This window comes from Streptomyces sp. 7R007 (assembly GCF_054850255.1).
In genome coordinates, this window is sequence record NZ_JBTWMV010000088.1 from 1 (window position 1) to 17,185 (window position 17,185).

General features: G+C 71.1%; 15 protein-coding genes. 3 read left to right on the forward strand and 12 right to left on the reverse strand.

The window, feature by feature from the left end:
• Nucleotides 1–973 precede the first annotated feature (973 nt).
• Nucleotides 974–1,207, forward strand: coding sequence for a hypothetical protein (locus ACYF6T_RS42860; RefSeq protein WP_461703398.1), 234 nt, complete (start codon nucleotides 974–976; stop codon nucleotides 1,205–1,207).
• Nucleotides 1,208–1,260: 53 nt separating this feature from the next.
• Here the strand turns inward: ACYF6T_RS42860 and ACYF6T_RS42865 are convergent, their stop codons facing one another.
• Entirely contained in the window at nucleotides 1,261–1,860 is a 600-nt protein-coding gene (locus ACYF6T_RS42865) for a TetR/AcrR family transcriptional regulator (RefSeq protein ID WP_461703399.1), read from the reverse strand.
• Nucleotides 1,861–1,989: 129 nt separating this feature from the next.
• On the opposite strand from ACYF6T_RS42865, the gene ACYF6T_RS42870 reads away from it, so the two are divergent.
• Nucleotides 1,990–3,153, forward strand: a complete 1,164-nt coding sequence (locus ACYF6T_RS42870; RefSeq protein WP_461703400.1) for an epoxide hydrolase family protein — start codon at nucleotides 1,990–1,992, stop codon at nucleotides 3,151–3,153.
• 388 nt (nucleotides 3,154–3,541) lie between these two features.
• Here ACYF6T_RS42870 and ACYF6T_RS42875 read toward each other — a convergent pair whose 3' ends face one another.
• From ACYF6T_RS42875 to ACYF6T_RS42925, 11 genes are all read right to left on the reverse strand, one after another.
• Entirely contained in the window at nucleotides 3,542–4,552 is a 1,011-nt protein-coding gene (locus ACYF6T_RS42875) for a sugar kinase (RefSeq protein ID WP_461703401.1), read from the reverse strand.
• Nucleotides 4,549–5,439, reverse strand: coding sequence for an SMP-30/gluconolactonase/LRE family protein (locus ACYF6T_RS42880; RefSeq protein WP_461703402.1), 891 nt, complete (start codon nucleotides 5,437–5,439; stop codon nucleotides 4,549–4,551). Before ACYF6T_RS42880 ends, ACYF6T_RS42875 begins: the two co-directional genes overlap by 4 nt.
• A complete protein-coding gene (locus ACYF6T_RS42885; protein WP_461703403.1) occupies nucleotides 5,439–6,068 on the reverse strand; it encodes a bifunctional 4-hydroxy-2-oxoglutarate aldolase/2-dehydro-3-deoxy-phosphogluconate aldolase in 630 nt (209 codons plus the stop codon). The genes ACYF6T_RS42880 and ACYF6T_RS42885 overlap by 1 nt, the downstream gene beginning before the upstream one ends.
• Before the next feature lie 72 nt (nucleotides 6,069–6,140).
• Entirely contained in the window at nucleotides 6,141–6,953 is an 813-nt protein-coding gene (locus ACYF6T_RS42890) for a hypothetical protein (RefSeq protein WP_461703404.1), read from the reverse strand.
• Nucleotides 6,954–6,955: 2 nt separating this feature from the next.
• Nucleotides 6,956–8,101 carry a galactonate dehydratase gene (gene dgoD / locus ACYF6T_RS42895; protein WP_461703405.1) on the reverse strand — a complete coding sequence of 382 codons (1,146 nt, stop codon included), beginning with the start codon at nucleotides 8,099–8,101 and terminating at the stop codon, nucleotides 6,956–6,958.
• On the reverse strand, nucleotides 8,098–8,835 hold the full coding sequence (locus ACYF6T_RS42900) for a FadR/GntR family transcriptional regulator (protein ID WP_461703406.1): 738 nt from the start codon (nucleotides 8,833–8,835) through the stop codon (nucleotides 8,098–8,100). Before ACYF6T_RS42900 ends, dgoD begins: the two co-directional genes overlap by 4 nt.
• An 82-nt stretch (nucleotides 8,836–8,917) precedes the next feature.
• Complete coding sequence (locus ACYF6T_RS42905) at nucleotides 8,918–9,691, reverse strand: SDR family NAD(P)-dependent oxidoreductase (protein WP_461703412.1); 774 nt, start codon at nucleotides 9,689–9,691, stop codon at nucleotides 8,918–8,920.
• Between the two features lie 32 nt (nucleotides 9,692–9,723).
• Nucleotides 9,724–11,820 (reverse strand): alpha-galactosidase, encoded by a 2,097-nt coding sequence (locus ACYF6T_RS42910; RefSeq protein WP_461703407.1) that lies wholly within the window; start codon nucleotides 11,818–11,820, stop codon nucleotides 9,724–9,726.
• Between the two features lie 71 nt (nucleotides 11,821–11,891).
• Complete coding sequence (locus ACYF6T_RS42915; protein WP_461703408.1) at nucleotides 11,892–12,740, reverse strand: carbohydrate ABC transporter permease; 849 nt, start codon at nucleotides 12,738–12,740, stop codon at nucleotides 11,892–11,894.
• Nucleotides 12,740–13,672 (reverse strand): carbohydrate ABC transporter permease, encoded by a 933-nt coding sequence (locus tag ACYF6T_RS42920; RefSeq protein ID WP_461703409.1) that lies wholly within the window; start codon nucleotides 13,670–13,672, stop codon nucleotides 12,740–12,742. The genes ACYF6T_RS42915 and ACYF6T_RS42920 overlap by 1 nt, the downstream gene beginning before the upstream one ends.
• 1 nt (nucleotide 13,673) lies before the next feature.
• The gene (locus ACYF6T_RS42925) at nucleotides 13,674–14,969 is read right to left on the reverse strand and encodes an ABC transporter substrate-binding protein (RefSeq protein WP_461703410.1); all 1,296 of its coding nucleotides are present in this window, start codon (nucleotides 14,967–14,969) and stop codon (nucleotides 13,674–13,676) included.
• 601 nt (nucleotides 14,970–15,570) lie between these two features.
• Here ACYF6T_RS42925 and ACYF6T_RS42930 point away from each other — a divergent pair.
• The coding region (locus tag ACYF6T_RS42930) for an NEW3 domain-containing protein (protein WP_461703411.1) at nucleotides 15,571–17,185 on the forward strand (1,615 nt) is incomplete at its 3' end.

Genomic DNA, 17,185 nt, shown 5'->3' on the forward strand with positions numbered 1-17,185 from the left:
GCGCAGCCCGCGTTGAGCGCCGGCACCTGACCCTGCCAGGCCGACACCGGGGTTTCGTCCGAGCCCGCCTCCGACGAACTCGTTCGGGGACCTACGTCGATCTGCCGCACACAAACGACGCTCTCGAAGGTCTCCTTTCCCTTCACATTTCCCTTCAAAAGGGAAGCAACGGCAGTTCTCAAGCAAGGTTGAGCCGAGCCAAGGGGGCTGGTGCCGGAAGCAGGCCCCGGGCACCCATGCGACACAGCAAGACCGCACACGGAAGCCGGGCGGTCCAAGCCTCGGGGCCGGGATGACGTGCACACCATGGGCCGTGGGCAGCGGATGCCCGCACGGCCGCAGCCGCTACGCAACGGCATGGGCCTTGTTGGTGGCGAACCTGGTCTACAAGCGGGTCTCGACCAACCAGCAGTCGACCGCCCGACAGAACCTCGTCCTGGCCGGCGCCGGCATCGAGGACCCGGTCGTCTTCGAAGAGGACAGGGGCACCTCCAGCCGCCTCCGCCCCTCCAACGGCCCAGGTCCGGCGAGCTGCTGGCCTACGCGCGACCAGGCGACACCGTGCACATCTCCGAGATGTCCCCCCTCGCAGCGGGCATCGGCCACATCCTCGACGTGCTCGACGTCCTCCAGCACCACCAGGTGGCGCTGCACATCCACAACGCCGCGTTCTCCGGGATGGACCTCACCGCACGCCACCCGCGCACCGGCGAGCCGCTGTCCATCGTGAAGTTCACGGTGCAGACCTCGCCGCCACCGGCGAACTCCAACGCGACCTCAAGCACGAACTCTCCTACGACGGACTGCGCGCCGCCGAGGCCAAGGGCAGCAGGGGCGGGCGACGCCCCGCCGCCGCGGCCCGTGACCACGGCGTCAGCCGCGGCGCGATCCGCACGGCCGTCGCCGACCTCCTGCCCGAGCACACCACCATCGAGAGGGTGCCCCCGCTCCGGAGCTGACGGTCACCCTCGACATGCCGGGCAAGGTCGCCGACTTCCTCCGCACGTCCGGCCTGGAGGCCGCCGAGCGGGCCGCGCTCGACGAAGGGCTGACCGTACGGCGCGGCCAGGGCTACACCCTGCGCGTCAGCGCCGTTCCCGCCGTACACCGCCGACTCCTTGCCCGCCGCCAGCCCTTCGACGGCACCCAGGGCATCCCGCTGATCCCCGGCTTCCGTGGCCAAGATCATCCCGTGTCGGGCTTATAGCGCCAGTCAACCGCCCCAGGACGATCCGCGGCCCCGCTCGAAGCGCCGCGGGGTCAGGGCTGGTCGCCCACGAGAGCGATGGCGCGTGACTCGGGAACTCCCAGCATCAGCAGGCTCGTGATCGTCGCTGCTCGGGCGCCGAGGGGTGGATTCGACTGGTCGCTGTCCGCGATGGCGAACACGACGCCGTAAGCGAGTTGGCTCAGGAGGCTCGCCGGCAGGTGGTGTGCGAACACGTCGTCGTCCTGGCCCCGTTTCACGAGGTCGGCGAGGAGCTCGTCGACCGGTCCGAGCAGGCCATGGATCGTCTCGCCGTACTCGCCGCGGCGCAGTGCCAACAGCACTCGGTACCGGTGCGCCACAGGCCAGACGCGGGCGACGAATTCGACCCACGCCGCGTCCGCCGCTGCGTCGGAGGCGTTGACTTCGGCGAGCACGGCTGTCATCTCGGCGACGGCCCGCTCCGTGAGTGTCCGAACCAGGTCGAGGCGCGAGGGGAAATGGTCATAGACCGTGCGGCGGACGACGCCGGCAGTGGAGGCGATCTCGCCCATCCCGGCGTCCGGCTTCTCTCCCAACAGGTCGAGGGCGACGTCGAGGATGCGTTCGCGCGTCTCGATCACCGAGCGCGCACGGGAGGACTTGGCGGGCACGACACGATTATTGCACACCCGTGTACAGCGAATTCACTGCACACGGGTGTACAGTGAAACTCGCTGTACACCCGTGTGCAGTGGAAGGCCGCACTGTGCCTCGAAGCTCAGGAGATATAGGAGAAGGCAATGACCGCACCGACGCCGCACGCCTCGGCCCCCGTCCGCCCGTTCACCGTCTCGATCTCGGACGCGGAGATCGGTGACCTGAAGCGGCGACTGGCCGGAACCCGGTGGCCGGATCCGGAGACGGTGGGCGACTGGTCCCAGGGGGTTCGCGTGGACAACGCCAGGGCCCTGGTCGAGTATTGGGAGCGCAGCTACGACTGGCGGCGCTTTGAGTCCGAACTCAATCGCTTCCCGCAGTTCCTGACCGAGATCGATGGGCTGGACATCCACTTCATCCACGTCAGGTCCAAGCATCCTCACGCGATGCCACTGATCCTCACGCACGGATGGCCGGGCTCGGTCCTCGACTTCCTGAAGCTGATCGGCCCGCTGACCGATCCGGTTTCGTTCGGTGGAGACGCCGCCGATTCATTCGACGTCGTCATTCCGTCGCTGCCCGGGTTCGGGTTCTCCCAGAAGCCCACCGAGACCGGGTGGACCGCATCGCGCATCGCGAGCGCGTGGGCGGAGCTGATGAAGCGCCTTGGCTACACGCGGTGGGCAGCACAGGGCGGCGATTGGGGCGGCGTCGTCACCACCGACCTCGGGGCCATGCGACCCGAGGGGCTCGTCGGGATTCATCTGAACACGCAGTACGCCTTTCCGGCGCAGATGCCCGAAGACTTGTCGCCCGAGCAGCGTGACGCGGTGGAGACCCTCGCCTTCTACGCCGGGGAGCTCGGTGGGTCGAACCACCTTCAGGGCACGAAGCCGCAGACCGTCGGATTCGCCCTGGCGGACTCTCCCGCCGGTCAGGCAGCCTGGATCTACGAGAAGTTCCAGTCCAAGACCGACAACCACGGACTGGCCGAGGACGCGCTGAGCATGGACGACATGCTCGACGCGATCTCGCTCTACTGGTTCACCAACAGCGCGGCGTCGTCCGGCCGCATCTACTGGGAGAACAAGTCGCTCACTTTCGCCGGCCCGAAGGTGACGCTGCCAGTCGCGGTGACCGTCTTCCCCAAGGACATCCCGCGCGTGCCACGAAGCTGGATCGAAGATGCCTACAGCAATCTGATCCACTACGGCGAGGCCGACAAGGGCGGGCACTTCGCGGCCCTGGAACAGCCCGAGATCCTGGTCAGCGAAATCCGCACCGGCCTGCGCACCCTTCGGTCCTGACACCAACACCCGAACCCAGGAGCGCAGGCGCCTCGCTCGGACACCACTGAATCCACCCGATGCGCTGGGAGCGCAGCAGGCCTTACCCAATGCCTGACGCACAAGGACGGCCGTTGGGTCCCGAGCAGGTCCCCATGGTGTCGGGACGTGCCGTGACGTGTGCAAAGACGGCTCAGACAGTGGGGCACCCGTCCACTACCTCCCGGACTACACACCTAGGCGGACGATCATGTCCCACGAGCCGGAGGCACCGCCGACTGCCGGTCCGTGGATGCGGACCGGCCTGCCGCCCATGCGGTCGGACCACCCGGATGCGGCAAGACGCCCATCGCCGAGGTCACCGGCCAGGCCACCGGCAGAAGCCTCCTCGCGCGATTCTGTGTCACGATCACCTCTCGGCACGCCCCACACCACCACCGGGGACCCGCACGTCTTTCCACTGCTCATCCGTGAGGTCCAGGAGCCGGTCGATGGTCGAGGGCGGTGGGAGTGGGCCGTGATCTCCCGTCACGCTCAGGGCCGACGCCGCTGTGATGTGGCCGAGGCGTAGAGATCGACTCAGTGGCTCACCCCTCAGCAGGCCGGTGAGAAAGCCCGCTGCGAAGGCGTCGCCCGCACCGACCGGTTCGGTCACGGAAGCCCGTGGGGCGGGGACCGTCGCCGAGCCCGCGGGGGTGAAGGCCGTGGCCTCGCGGGGGCCGTCCTTGACGACGACGATGCGTGGTGCGGGCAGGAGGTCGCGTACGGCGGTGGCGGTCAGGTGGGCACCCCACAACTCCTGGGCCTCATCCAGGCCGACGAAGACGATGTCGGCGCGCCCGGCGAGGTCGTGCAGCACCTGAGGGGCGGTGGCCTCGGGCCAGAGCTGGGCGCGGTGGTTGACGTCGAAGCTGATGGCGTGCGGGCGTTCGGTGGCGGGGACGGCGAGGGCGTGGGTGACCAGCTCACGGCAGGATGCGGACAGGGCCGGTGTGATGCCGGTGAAGTGCACGAGGGCTGCCGTGCGCAGCGCTTCGTGGTCGAGGAGGTCGGGGCCGAGGGCGGAGGCGGCTGAGCCCTTTCGGTAGTAGTGCACCCGGGTGCCTGCGGGTGACGGGTTCTTCAGCATCAGACCTGTCGGCCGGTCCGGGTCGGTGCTCACGTGGGCGATGTCGACCCCGGCGGCGGCCAGGACGGCGCGTACCCGCGCCCCCAGCGGGTCGTCGCCGAGTGCCGACAGCCAGGTCGCCTCGATGCCGTGATCGGCCAGGTACATCGCCACGTTGGACTCGGCTCCCGCCACCGACAGGCTGAGGTGGTCGGCGTCGGCGAGAGGCCCGGAGGGGGCGGGGGCGAGGGCGGCCATGGTTTCGCCGACGCAGACCACGCGTCGGCGCGGTGGACGCCACGAGTCCGTCATACGAGGTCTCCTGCGATCGGTGCCGAGGGGGCCAGCCGGAATGCGGGGGTCGGCGTACCGGGTACGTCGACGGGAACGGTGAACACCGCCCCGTCGTACGGGCCGGGTGCTTCCAGGCCCACCGTGGCGGTGGTGATGTGCAGCAGCGTGCCTTCGAGGCAGACGCCGGCCGGCTGCCCGGCGGGAACGCGGACGACCCGGTCGAGGCCGCCGTCCGGGAGATGGCGTCGGACCGTGCCCGTTCCCCAGACCGCGCACCATACGGCGCCCTGGGCATCGACGGTCATGCCGTCCGGGCTTCCCACGTCCACCGTGAAGAACTCCTCGGGGCTGCCGACGTGGCCGGTGTCGGGATCGACCGGGTAGCGACGGACCATCCCTTGGGCGCTGTCGGCCAGGTACATGGTGCGTCCGTCCTCGGTGAAGGCAGGGCCGTTGGGAATGGTGAGGCCCTCGACGACGGAGGTCACGGTGCCGTCGTGGTCGACGCGGTACAGGGTGCCGGCGCCCTGGGTGCCGTCGTAGGCCATGCTGCCCGCCCAGAACCGGCCGGAGGGGTCCGCGACGCCGTCGTTCATGCGCATGCCCGGTCCGGGACGGTCCTCGGGTGTGGCCAGCCATCGGGGGGTGCCGTCCGGCGGGAGGAGGCATACGCCGGCGCCGGCGGCGGCGATCCACGTGCCGGGGTGGTCGGCGACGGGCGCCACCGCGCCCAGCGGGACGGGCAGTCGGAGGATCTCGCGAAGCGGCAGACGGGGATCGTCGGCGGCGCAGAGCAGGCGTCCTTGGAGGATGTCCACCAGGACGACGCCGTGGCCCGTCCAGCGGATCCCCTCCCCCAGTTCGAGACGATCGGGGCCGGTGGCCGAAGGGTGCTGCGCGGTCATCAGGCGGTCTCCTCGACAGCGGCGAGGAAGGCGCGGGCACGCTCTCGCAAGGCGCTCAGGCTGCCGCCGTCGGCGGCGTCGCCGACGAGCGGAGAGCCGACGCCGACGGCGGTGGCACCGGCGGCGAGGTAGGCGCGGGCGGCGTCCAGGTCCACTCCGCCGACGGGCACGAACACCGCGTCGGGGAAGGGCGCGCGCAGCGCCTTGAGGTAGGCCGGTCCCCCCGCCTGGGCGGCGGGAAAGAGTTTCAGCGCGTCGGCGCCCTGGGCCTGGGCCGTGATGATCTCGGTGGGGGTCATGACGCCCGCGAGGACGGGCAGGCCGAGCTCGCGGGCGGTGTCGGCGCCCGCCCCCAGGCCCGGAGTGACGGCGAAGGCGGCGCCGGCATCGCGTGCGGCGCGCGCGTCGTCGGCGGTCAGGACCGTGCCCGCGCCGATCGGCCGGCCGGGCCCGAGTTCCTCCGCGCAGCGGGTGATGACACCGAGCGCGTCGGCGCCGCTGAGGGACACCTCGATCAGGTCGATGCCCTCCTGGGCCAGGGCCAGCACGGTGCGCAGCGCGGCGTCGGCGTCACCTCCGCGGACGATGGCGACGAGGCGGCGGTCGGCCAGGGAGGCTCGTAGGTCCACGGGAAGGAACTCCTTGTGTGTCGGGTCGTTTCTCGGCCGTTTCTCGGCAGGGCGGGCCGTGGACCAGTGGGGTCAGGGGCAGCCGCAGCGGGCGGTCAGGGTGAGGCGCCAGCGCACTTCGCCGGAAGCGGGGACGCATGCCGCGTCCCCCGGGCCCGCTTCGGCGAGATCGAAGGTGCGGCCGAGCATGGGCTCGACGCCGGTGCTGCGGTAGGGGGCCGTGGCGGGGAAGCCGCCCAGGTTGCGCCACAGGGCGACCGACACCGGCTGCCCTTCGGCCGCTACGGCCAGGGTGAGCCGGTCGGTTCCGTCGTGGACGCAGACCCGGTCGGCGGCGAGGACCGCGCCGACGGCTGTGCCGTCCTCGGGGCCGAACCGGTCGAGGCGCAGTCCGTGCGGTGCGGGCCAGTCACCTTCGATCCAGGCGGCGCCGTCCGGCCAGGGCGCGTCGAGCAGGGAGGCAGCCTCGGGGAAGATCCGGGTGGACACGCCTGCCCTGGCCCGGAGTTCGGCTTTCTCGGAGAGGTCGAGGAGCGCGTGGGCGGCCCATTCGAAGCGGTAGCCGGGGTCGGCCCGGAGCGTGTAGTGGGCCTCGGCGCCGTCGGCGGTGGCCCGCGCGGTGCGGGCGAGGGTGAACGCGTCGCAGTCGACGCGCTCGGTGTCACCGTCGCGTGACCACGGCCGGGACCAGACGTCCCCGTGGTCGGGGAGGCCACGCACGGTGGGCAGGCATTCCTCCAGGCCACCCGCGTCCACGAAGGCGTCGCCGGGTGCGACATGCTGCCGTGCGGAATCCGGGCGGCACCACAGCCATTCGCGGTCGCCGTCACGCAGCGAGGTCCAGCGTCCGCCGTGTGCGGGGTCGGTGGTGAACGCCAAGGGCATGGTCACCACTCCGTGAACGAGCCGTCTGGGTGCCGCCACACGGGGTTGCGCCAGCTGTGCCCGGTACGGTCGGCGGCCCGTACGGCGTTCTCGTCGACGGTGATGCCGAGACCGGGCGCGAGGCACCGGTGGGCGTGTCCGGCGGTGAACCGGAACGGCTCGGGGTCGACGACGTAGGAGAGCAGGTCGGCGTCCTTGTTGTAGTGGATGCCCCGGCTCTGCTCCTGGATCAGGAAGTTCGGTGTGGCGAAGGCGACTTGGAGGCTGGCCGCCAGGGCGATCGGGCCGAGCGGGCAGTGCGGGGCGAGCTGTGCGCCGTAGGTGTCGGCGAGGGAGGCGATGCGGTGGACCTCGGAGATGCCGCCCGCGTGGGACAGGTCGGGCTGGGCGACGGCCACGCCTGCGGCGAGCGCGGGCAGGAACTCGGCGCGTGAGAAGAGGCGTTCGCCGGTCGCCAGGGGTATGGGACCGGCGGCCACGAGTTGGCCCAGGAGGTGGCCGTGTTCGGGAATGACGGGTTCCTCGACGAACAGCGGGTGCAGCGGGGCGAGTTCGCTGAGCACGCGGCGGGCGGCGGCGGCCGTGAAGCGGCCGTGGAAGTCGACGGCCACGTCGCGCTCCGGTCCCAGGGCCTCGCGGACGGCGGCGACCCGGCCGACGACGGCAGCCGTCTCGGCGGCGGTGGCCATCGCGGAGGTCGGGCCTGCCGCGTTCATCTTGACCGCCGTGAAGCCTGCCTCGACCTGCTCGGTGACTTGCTCGGTGAGCTGGGCGGGTTGGTCGCCGCCGACCCAGGCGTAGACCCGCACGCTGTCGCGGACGGGGCCGCCCAGCAGGGCGTGCACGGGGGCGCCGTAGGTCTTGCCGGCGATGTCCCACAGGGCCTGGTCGAGGCCGGCGACGGCGCTCGACAGGATGGGGCCGCCGCGGTAGAAGCCGCCCTTGGTGAGCACCTGCCAGTGGTCCTCGATGCGCAGCGGGTCCTGCCCGACGAGGTACTCGGCCAGTACGTCCACGGCGGCGCGGACGACTTCGGCCCGGCCCTCCACGACGGGTTCGCCCCAGCCGACCACGCCGTCGTCGGTCTCGATCCGGCAGAACAGCCAGCGCGGCGGGACCAGGAAGGTTTCGATACGGGTGATCTTCACTGAGAGGTGGTGCCTTCCGCTTCGTCGGTGGTGCCGATGCGGTCCAGGTCGCGGCCGGCCTGTTCGAGCAGGGCACGCATGGCGGCCTCGGCGGCCAGGGGATCCTGGGCGCGTACGGCGTCCAGGACGGCGCGGTGGGCCGGGATGGGGTCCTCGCTGTGCGGGGAGGAGTGCACGATCCGGTCGCGGTGGGCGAGGCCGGACTCGAGCACCATCTCCATGCGTTCGAGGAGTTCGTTGTGGGTGGCGGCGAGCAGCGCGCGGTGGAAGGCGAGGTCGGCGTCGATGGCGTGCGCGGGGTCGGGGCCGGTGTGCCCCATCGCGGTGAGCGCGTCCTGGAGGGCGGTGAGGTCGGCGTCGGTACGGCGCTCGGCGGCCAGGCGGACGGCGGCGGGTTCGATGATGGAGCGGACCTCGGACAGGTTCCGCAGCAGGGCCTGGTCGGCTTCGCCGGCGCGGCCGCCCTCGAACTGCCAGCGCAGGACGTCGGCGTCGAGGAGGTTCCAGTCGGCCCGCGCCCGTACGAAGGTGCCGCGCTTCTGGCGGGCGTCGACCATGCCCTTGGCCGCGAGCACCTTCAGCGACTCGCGCAGCGCGGTCAAGCTCACGTCCAGCTCGCTCTGGAGCGCCACCAGGTCGAGGGTGGCCCCCTCGGGGATCTGGCCGCCCAGGATGCGGCGGGCGAGGGCCTCCACCGTCTGGCCGTGCACGCCGCGGCGGGCGTAGGGCGTCATGTCGTCGAGCCTTTCTGCTGGGTCCGGTGCCCGGGGCCCGTGAGGGACCGGGCGGGATTCGTGGGCGGTACGGTGCGGGTGCTCATGCGGAGGCCTTCACCACGCTCCAGCCTCCGTCGACGACGAGACTCGTGCCGGTGATGTAGGACGCCTCGTCGGCGGCGAGGAAGCAGACGGCCGCGGCCACTTCCTCGGGGGTGCCGAAGCGGCGGGCGGCGGTCTCGGCGACACTGCGCTCGCGCTCGTCCTCCGGCACCCGGTCCCAGGCCGCGGTCAGGATCGGTCCCGGTACGACGGCGTTGACCCGCACGTCGGGCCCGTACTCGACGGCGAGTTGCCCGCACAGGGAGAGCAGGGCACCCTTCGCGGCGGCGTAGGCGGGGTGACCGGGAATGCCTCGGTGCGCATGGACGGATGAGATCAACACTACCGCGCCGCCCCTGGTCCGCAGATCGGGCAGGACCGCGCGCACGCCGAGGAAGCCGCCGGTGAGGTTCACGTCGAGCTGGCGCTGCCAGGAGGGCAGGGTCATCTTGTGGGCGGGCGTGACGTCGACCGTGAACGCGTTGCTGACCAGGACGTCCACCGGTCCGAAGGCGTGTGCGGCGGAGACGACGCGCGCCCAGTCCTCCTCGGCCGCGACGTCGGCGGCGACGAAGCGTGCCTGCCCGCCTCCCTGGATGATCCGCTCCGTGGCGGCCGTGCCGCGCTCCTCGGCGATGTCGGTGAGGACGACGGCGGCTCCCTCCTCGGCGAGGCGTGCGGCGGTGGCGGCTCCGATACCGGAGGCCGCTCCGGTGACCACGGCCGTGCGGCCGGTGAAGCGGGCGCCGTGCCGTCGTACAGGCTGGTCCATCGTGTGGTTCGGCTCCTCCGTGGGGGATGCGGTCATCGGCGAATCAGGACGACGAGGTCGGCGTCGTGGTCCGCGCTCCAGCTGAACGCAAGACCGTAGTGCAGCAGGTGGGCGCCGCTGTACTCGATACCGGTCTCCTCGTCCGTGTACCAGGTGGCCGGGTCCAGTCCGCGCAGCCGAAGCCGGGCGGGGCGGCCGGGCACCAGCGGGGCCCCGTCCAGGCGGCCGGTGCTGAAGGCGGTGACCACGACGCGCGGTCCGTCGGCCTCGGTGTACTGCACGCCGCAGGTCGCATGGTCGGGAGTGCCGAGCAGACGGGCCTGGCCGTGGTGGACGACGTCGCGGATCTGCTTGTAGCGGGCGATCCAGTGGGCGGCCTCGGAGCGCCGGTCGGCGTCCCAGGAGCGCAGGTCCGCTCCCACGCCCAGGACACCGCACATGGCCAGCACGAAGCGGAAGGCGAGCGAGCGGGGACGCGGGTCGAAGACGCCGGGGGCGTCGGTGACCCAGGAGCTCATGACGTGCGGGGCGTGGGCGTGCAGAAAGCCGTACTGGATGGCGAGCCGGTCCAGCGGAGCGGTGTTGTCGCTGGGCCAGACCACGTCGGTGCGGGCCAGGGTGGCATGCTCGATGCGTGCGCCGCCGCCGGCGCACCCCTCCACGGTGACGTGCGGGTGGCGGGCGCGCAGACGGTCCAGGACCCGCAGGTATCCGGCGACATGTGCGGCGTCCAGGTCGAGCCGGTCGGCGGGGCCGGCTGCGGGCCGGCCCCGCTCGGTGGGCGGCCGGTTCATGTCCCACTTGAGGTATTCGATGGGGTGGTCCCCCAGCAGCCGGTCGAGCGTGCCGATCACGAAGTCCTGCACGTCGGCGCGGCCGAGGTCCAGCAGGAGCTGGTTGCGCACCAGTCGGCCGGGGCGGCCGTCCACGCGGTAGACCCAGTCAGGGTGCTCGGCGTACAGACGGCTGCCGGGGCTGACGGCTTCCGGTTCGACCCACAGGCCGAAGCCGAGTCCCAGTGCGCGCACGGCGTCCACGAAGGCGCCGAAGCCCTGCGGGAACTTCGCCGGGTCGGGGTGCCAGTCGCCCAGGCCGCCGGTGTCGTCGGCGCGGCCCGTGAACCAGCCGTCGTCCACGACGAACAGCTCGGCGCCGATGTCGGCGGCCGCCTTGGCGAGTTCGAGCTGACCGGCGGCGTCGACGCCGAAGCCGGTGGCCTCCCAGGAGTTGTAGAGGACCTTACGCGGGCGCTTCAGGCGTTCGCCGCCGAGGTGGCGCTCGTAGCGGTGCCAGACCCTGGACAGCCCGTCGAGTCCGTCCGCGCTGACGGCGCAGGCGAGGCGAGGCGTGGTCAGGGTGTCGCCGGGTGCGAGGAACACGGCGCCCTCGTGCGGCTGCCGCCCGGCGCGGACACGGACGGCGCCGCCGGGCTCGGCCTCGGCGGTGATGTGCCAGTTGCCGGGCCACTCCAGGGCGATGCCGTAGGTGGGCGCCGTGTCGTCGGGCAGGGCTGCGTCCTGTACGGCGATCCAGGGAGCGTAGGCGTGGCCGGGGACCGCCTGGGTGCTGCCCATGGTGAACGTGCCGCGCCGCAGGTGGAGTTGGGTGCGGGTGAACTCCTGCGACCACTGTCCGGTCAGGTAGGTGAGGCGGGCTCCGTCGGTGACGGGCACGTTGACGGCGGCCGAGTCGAGGCGTTCCAGGCGCAGTTCGTGCGCGCCGGTGCAGGTGATCTCGGTCCAGCGCAGAATGACGTCGGTGTCGGGCACGGTGGTGTAGCACAGGGTGACGTCCGCGCCGGCGACGTCGTCGGTGAACGTCAGCCGCAGCCCTCGTGCGTCCTGGGTGGCGCCGGCGAAGTGCCACCACAGTCCGTGTTCGCCGTCCGCGTGCCCGACGACGAGGTCGGCGCCGGTGAACGGGCGCAGGCCCTGCGGGATGTACTCGGCGGGGGCCGCGTCGGCGGGGGTGATGAAGTGGGTGCGACGGGACCAGTCGAGTGCCGACGGCCCGTGCTCGACGCCGTGCGGTCCCCAGGCGGCGAGTTCGGCCCAGGGGCCGTCCGGGGAGAGCCGGACGGTGTAGCTGGTGTGCTGGGTGTGCAGGGTCCAGCGGTCTTGGGAGGTCATGGGGTCGTGCCGGGTCCTGTGGTGTTGCCCAAGCGTGCCGTCGTGCCCGGTCGTGCGGCCTGGCGGGGTCGTCATTTCACCGCTCCCAGGTTCAGGCCCGCCACGAAGTGCCGCTGGAAGCGCAGGAAGACGGCGACGGTGGGCGCGGCGGCGATGACGGAGCCGGCGGCGATGACGTTCCACATCGACACGTACTGCCCTTGCAGGCCGATGAGGGCGGCGGTGATCGGCATCTTGGTGTCGCTGCGCAGCACGGTGATCGCCCACAGCAGGTCGTTGAAGATCCAGGTGAAGGACAGCGCGCTGAGCGCGGCGAGCGCGGGGCGGGTCAGGGGGAGGATGATCCGCCAGAAGATCTGCCAGGGGCCGGCGCCGTCCACGACGGCGGCCTGCTGGATCTCGTCGGGGATCGCTCGCATGAAGCCGTGCAGGACGAACACGTAGAAGCCGACACCGAAGCCGATCTGCACGCCGACGAGGGCGGGCAGCGTGTCGTAGACGCCGATCATCTCGCTGAGCTTGGCGACGGGGATGAGCAGGATTTGCGGGGGCAGCAGGTTGCCGCCGAGCATCAGCAGCAACAGCGTCCGGCGCAGGGGGACGTCGTAGCGGCTGAGGGCGAACGCCGCCATCGCGGCGAGCGCCAGGGTGATCAGCATGCACGGGACGGTGACGAGCAGGCTGTTGATCAGGGCGCGCTGCTGGCCGCCATCGACCCAGGCCAGGCGGAAGTTGTCGAGGGTGAAGGAGTGCGGGAGGCTGCCGAGCCCGTGAGCGGCGATGTCGTCGAAGGAACGCAGGCTGGTGACCAGCACCAGAGCGATGGGCAGCAGCCACAGCAGCGACAGCGCCCCCGCCCCGAGGTGGAAACCCGCGGTGGCGGCTCGTCGGCGCTTCACGGCGGTCGAGTGGGCGGACATCAGTCGGCCTCCCGGAAGGCGCGCACGAGGTAGGAGCAGATGACGCCGAACGCCAGCGCGAAGATGACGACGGCGAGCGCGGAGCCGTAGCCCAGGCGCAGGGACTGGAAGGCGGTCGAGTACATGTAGGTGCTCAGCAGCTCGGACGAGTGGTAGGGGCCGCCGCGGGTCAGCGACCACACCACGTCGAAGGAGCGCAGTGAGTCGATGACGATGACGGACAGGACGACCGCGTTGACGCTGCGCAGTTGGGGCAGGGTGACGTGGCGGAAGCGCTGCCAGGCGCTCGCGCCGTCGACCTTGGCGGCCTCGTACAGGGCCGGGTCGATGCCCTTGAGGCCGGCGAGGTACAGCACCATCACATAGCCGATCTGGCGCCACAGGGCGGGCACGATGACCGCGTACAGGGCGGTGTCCTGGTCGGCGAGCCAGGCGTGGCGCAGGCTCTCCAGCCCGACGACGTCGAGCAGCTGGTTCAGGACGCCGTCCGGCTGGTAGATGGCCTGCCACACCAGGGCGGTGGCGACCAGGGAGAAGACGACGGGCAGGAAGAGCGCGGCCCGGTAGAAGCCGACCCCGCGCCGCTCCTGCTGAAGGAGCAGGGCCGTGCCGAGACCCAGCAGGGCCGACAGTCCGCCGAACAGCACCAGCCACAGGACGGTGTCGACGGCCGCGGTCCTGAAAACCTCGTCCCCCGCCATCTCCCGGAAGTTGCCCAGGCCGACGAAGCGCGGTGCGGAGACGCCGTCCCAGGAGGTCAGGGCGAGGTAGAAGCCCTGAAGGGCCGGCCAGAAGACCCACACCGCCTCGGCGAGCAACGGCACCAGGACGAAGGCGAGGACGAGCGGCGGGACCCGGCGGACGGCCCCCCGGCCGCGTCCGCCGGTGGGCGTGACGGCCGGTGCCGGGCGGGCGGGGGTGAGCACGGCCACTTCAGGCGCTCCAGATCTTCTGGGCCTCGCGCTGCCAGTCGGTGAGAATCGACCCGATCGACTTCGGCTTGGCGATGAACTTGGTCAACGCGGTGTCGGCCGTGGGCTGCAGGGCGTCGCTGGAGTCCCGGTTGAAGAACTGGGTGATCTCGACCGCCTCGTCAATGTGGGCCCGGCCCTTCTTCACCAGTGCCGTGCCGGCGTCCTTGGCATCGGGGTTGCAGGGCAGCACCGTGCCCGAGGAGCCCTTGATGTAGATCTCCTGCGCCTGTGCGGTGGCGAGATAGCCCATCAGCTCGGTGACCCGCTCGGCGCGACCGGTACGCGCGCTGGCGAAGTAGCCGTCGACGGGGGCCTCTTCGGCGAGCGGCACCTTGGGGTCGATGACCGGAAAGCGGAAGAAGTCGATGTCGTCGAGGGCGTCCTTGGGGGCCGCGTCGGCGAAGAAGGTGCCGATCAGCATCATGCCGGTGCGGCCGTTGAGCAGCGCGGTCGTGGCGTCCTGGAAGGCGACCGCGGTGCCGTTGGGGTCGAAGTACGGCAGCAGCTCCGTCCAGCGGTCGAAGACCTTGCGCACCTCGGGGTCGTCGAACCGGTGCTTGCCGGCCAGGAGTTCACGGTGGTAGGGGGCACCGTTGATGCGTATGTCGAGGTAGTCGAACCAGGCGGAGGCCACCCAGGGTGTGTTGCCGCCGGCACCGAGCCCGATCGGCGCCACCCCCTTGGACTTGAGCTTGTCACACAGGTCGAGGAAGTCGTCCCAGGACCTGGGCTCGCTCACGCCCCACTTGGCGAAGTTCGACTTCCGGTAGAACATGCCCCACCAGTAGTAGGTGGAGGGCACGAACACCTTCTTGCCGGAGCTCGCGGTGCACAGTGTGTTGAGCGCCTTGGAGTAGCGCTTGAGGTCGGGCGAGGAGGCCCACAGGTCGTCGAGGTCGAGCAGCAGGTCCTTCTTGGCGTAGGCGTCCGCCACCGAGCCGGGGTACCAGGTGTAGACGTCCGGCGGGTTGGCGGAGGTCAGGTAAGTCGGCAGCTGGGTGCGGAACGTCTCCGCGGCGACCGTGTTGAGGGTGACGCGTCCGGCGTCCTTCTTGCTCTTGCCGTAGGCCGCGACGAGGTCCTCCATCGCCGCCTTGGCCTGCGGCGCGGACAGGTTGGACTGGAGGCTGACCGCGCCCGAGGACGAGGACTTCGAGGACGAGGTCGAGGTGACGCAGCCGCTGAGCAGCGCCGCCGTACCGGTGGCGCCGAGCCCGGCGAGGAAGCGTCTGCGGCTGGTGTGCGGGTTCGGCATGGTGGGTCTCCCTGAGGGTTCACGCGGCGGGTCCGTGGGCGTTCGGGGCCTGACGGGCCCGGCGCGGCCAACCAAGATTCGCGTGGCGGTGCAGCCACGTCAAGATAATTACTAATTTATTTTCCCGGGGGTGGAGGGTCGCGGCCCCCGGCGGCTCGAAGGGGGCGCGGTTCGGGATTCGCGGCCGCGACAGCGTCGGCCGTGGAGCGCGCCCCTCGACCTCCGGCGCGGCCTTCGCGGCGTCAAGGCGCGCGCCACTCCCCCGCGTTCGGGGATCCGGACGAGTGGCGTCCACCGCACCGGAGCGGGTCCGGGGGCGGCGCGGCGACGACTCTGGCAGCCGGCCGGAGCCCTGTCAATATTTATTCCTAATTATCGCTCCGGCGCGGGCGGTCGCAGCCGTCAGCCCTGACCGCCTCGCCGGCGGCTCCCGGGCAGACCCTCAAATGATTAATTTAGTAATTAATCTTGACGCGACCTCACACCCCCTGCAAGATCCTCGCAACCACCCGCAGGCAAGCGGACATTGACAGGTCCCACGTACCCCCACCGCCCGACCGGGACGGTCCGGCACGCCTGATCGGACAACGAAGGATCCGACGTGAAACGACACCTCACCGTCCTCCTGGCCCTGCTGACCACGCTGCTGGTCGTGCAGACCCCCGCCCACGCCACTCCCCCGCGCGGCGAGACCGCCGTCTCGGCGTCGGCCTCCCCACAGGTCCTGAGCCCGACGCCGTACATGGGCTGGAACACCTACTACGCACTCGGCGGCGACCCGACCGCGGCGGAGATCGAGTCGACCGCCGACTTCCTGGTCGGCAGCGGCCTGCGCGACGCCGGATACAAGTACGTGTGGATCGACGGCAACTGGGCCGCGCCCACCCCACGCAACGCGGCCGGGGACCTGGTCCCCAACCCCGCCCAGTTCCCCGACGGGCTGGAGCCGCTCGTCGACTACATCCACTCCAAGGGCCTCAAGGCCGGCATCTACACCGACGCCGGCCCCTACATCCCCGGCAGATGCGGGCTGGGCAGCCACGGCTACTACCAGCGCGACGCCGACCAGTTCGCCGCCTGGAAGTTCGACGCCGTCAAGGTGGACTACCTGTGCGGCATCGCCGCCGACCTCGATCCGAAGACCGTCTACACCCAGTTCGCCAAGGCGCTGCGCGACAACGCCAGCGGACGCCCCATGATCTTCAACCTCTGCAACCCCGTCACCTCCCCGGAATGGGGCAACTACCCCGAGGAGCAGCAGTCGACGTACTCCTGGTCCTACGCACCGGCCATCGCCCAGTCCTGGCGCACCTACACGGACGTCGGATTCGTCGGTGAGATCAAGTTCAAGGACGTGCTGCGCAACTACGACGCGAACGCGCGGCATCCCGAGGCGGCCGGCCCGGGACACTTCAACGACCCTGACTACCTGGGCCCCGAACTCGGCATGAGCGACGAGGAGTTCCGCACCCAGATGACGCTCTGGTCGGTCGCAGCCGCACCGCTGGTGATCGGCAGCGACATCCGCAAGCTCAGCAAGACCTCGCTCGGCATCCTCGCGGACCGTGACGTCCTCGCCATCAACCAGGACAGCGCCGGAGTCCAGGCCGTCCGCGTCGGCCCGGCCGGCACGACGGAGACCTGGGTCAAGCGGCTCGCGAACGGCGACCGGGCCGTGGTGCTGCTCAACCGCGGCGACAGCCCGGCGACCCTGACCACGAAGGCGTCCTCGGTCGGCCTGAGCGGAAGCCGGTTCACCCTGAAGAACGCCTGGACCGACCAGGTCACCGAGAGCGCCGGCACGATCAGTGCGGCCGTCCCGGCCCACGGCGCGGCCCTCTTCCGCGTTGCCCGGGCCACGGGCAAGCCCGGCCTCCCGCACGTCGTCGCCGGCCTGCCCCAGGTCACGAAGGTCGGCGGCGACACCGTGCCGGCCGGCATGGCCCCCGTGGTCGCCGGCGGTGACCAGGCGCAGGTCGAGGTCGACGTCCGCAACGACAGTCCGCGCCCCGTCTTCGCTCCGCACGTCGAGCCGACGGCCCCCACCGGATGGACCGCTCGCCCGACCGGTACCGCGCCGAAACTGCTGATGCCAGGCCGTTCCGCGACCTTCACCTTCACGGTCACACTGCCGGACACCGCGGCACCGGGCAACGCCACCCTGGCCGCGACCACGTCCTACGAGGCCACCGGCAAGAAGCGGCTACGGCAAGAGA

What these genes read in the sequence shown, in the direction of transcription:
- ACYF6T_RS42860 (WP_461703398.1), top strand. Translation starts at nt 974, where the DNA reads ATGCCGGGCAAGGTCGCCGACTTCCTCCGCACGTCCGGCCTGGAGGCC.
- ACYF6T_RS42870 (WP_461703400.1), top strand. Translation starts at nt 1,990, where the DNA reads ATGACCGCACCGACGCCGCACGCCTCGGCCCCCGTCCGCCCGTTCACC.
- ACYF6T_RS42875 (WP_461703401.1), bottom strand. Translation starts at nt 4,552, where the DNA reads ATGACGGACTCGTGGCGTCCACCGCGCCGACGCGTGGTCTGCGTCGGC.
- ACYF6T_RS42880 (WP_461703402.1), bottom strand. Translation starts at nt 5,439, where the DNA reads ATGACCGCGCAGCACCCTTCGGCCACCGGCCCCGATCGTCTCGAACTG.
- ACYF6T_RS42890 (WP_461703404.1), bottom strand. Translation starts at nt 6,953, where the DNA reads ATGCCCTTGGCGTTCACCACCGACCCCGCACACGGCGGACGCTGGACC.
- ACYF6T_RS42900 (WP_461703406.1), bottom strand. Translation starts at nt 8,835, where the DNA reads ATGACGCCCTACGCCCGCCGCGGCGTGCACGGCCAGACGGTGGAGGCC.
- ACYF6T_RS42905 (WP_461703412.1), bottom strand. Translation starts at nt 9,691, where the DNA reads ATGGACCAGCCTGTACGACGGCACGGCGCCCGCTTCACCGGCCGCACG.
- ACYF6T_RS42910 (WP_461703407.1), bottom strand. Translation starts at nt 11,820, where the DNA reads ATGACCTCCCAAGACCGCTGGACCCTGCACACCCAGCACACCAGCTAC.
- ACYF6T_RS42915 (WP_461703408.1), bottom strand. Translation starts at nt 12,740, where the DNA reads ATGTCCGCCCACTCGACCGCCGTGAAGCGCCGACGAGCCGCCACCGCG.
- ACYF6T_RS42925 (WP_461703410.1), bottom strand. Translation starts at nt 14,969, where the DNA reads ATGCCGAACCCGCACACCAGCCGCAGACGCTTCCTCGCCGGGCTCGGC.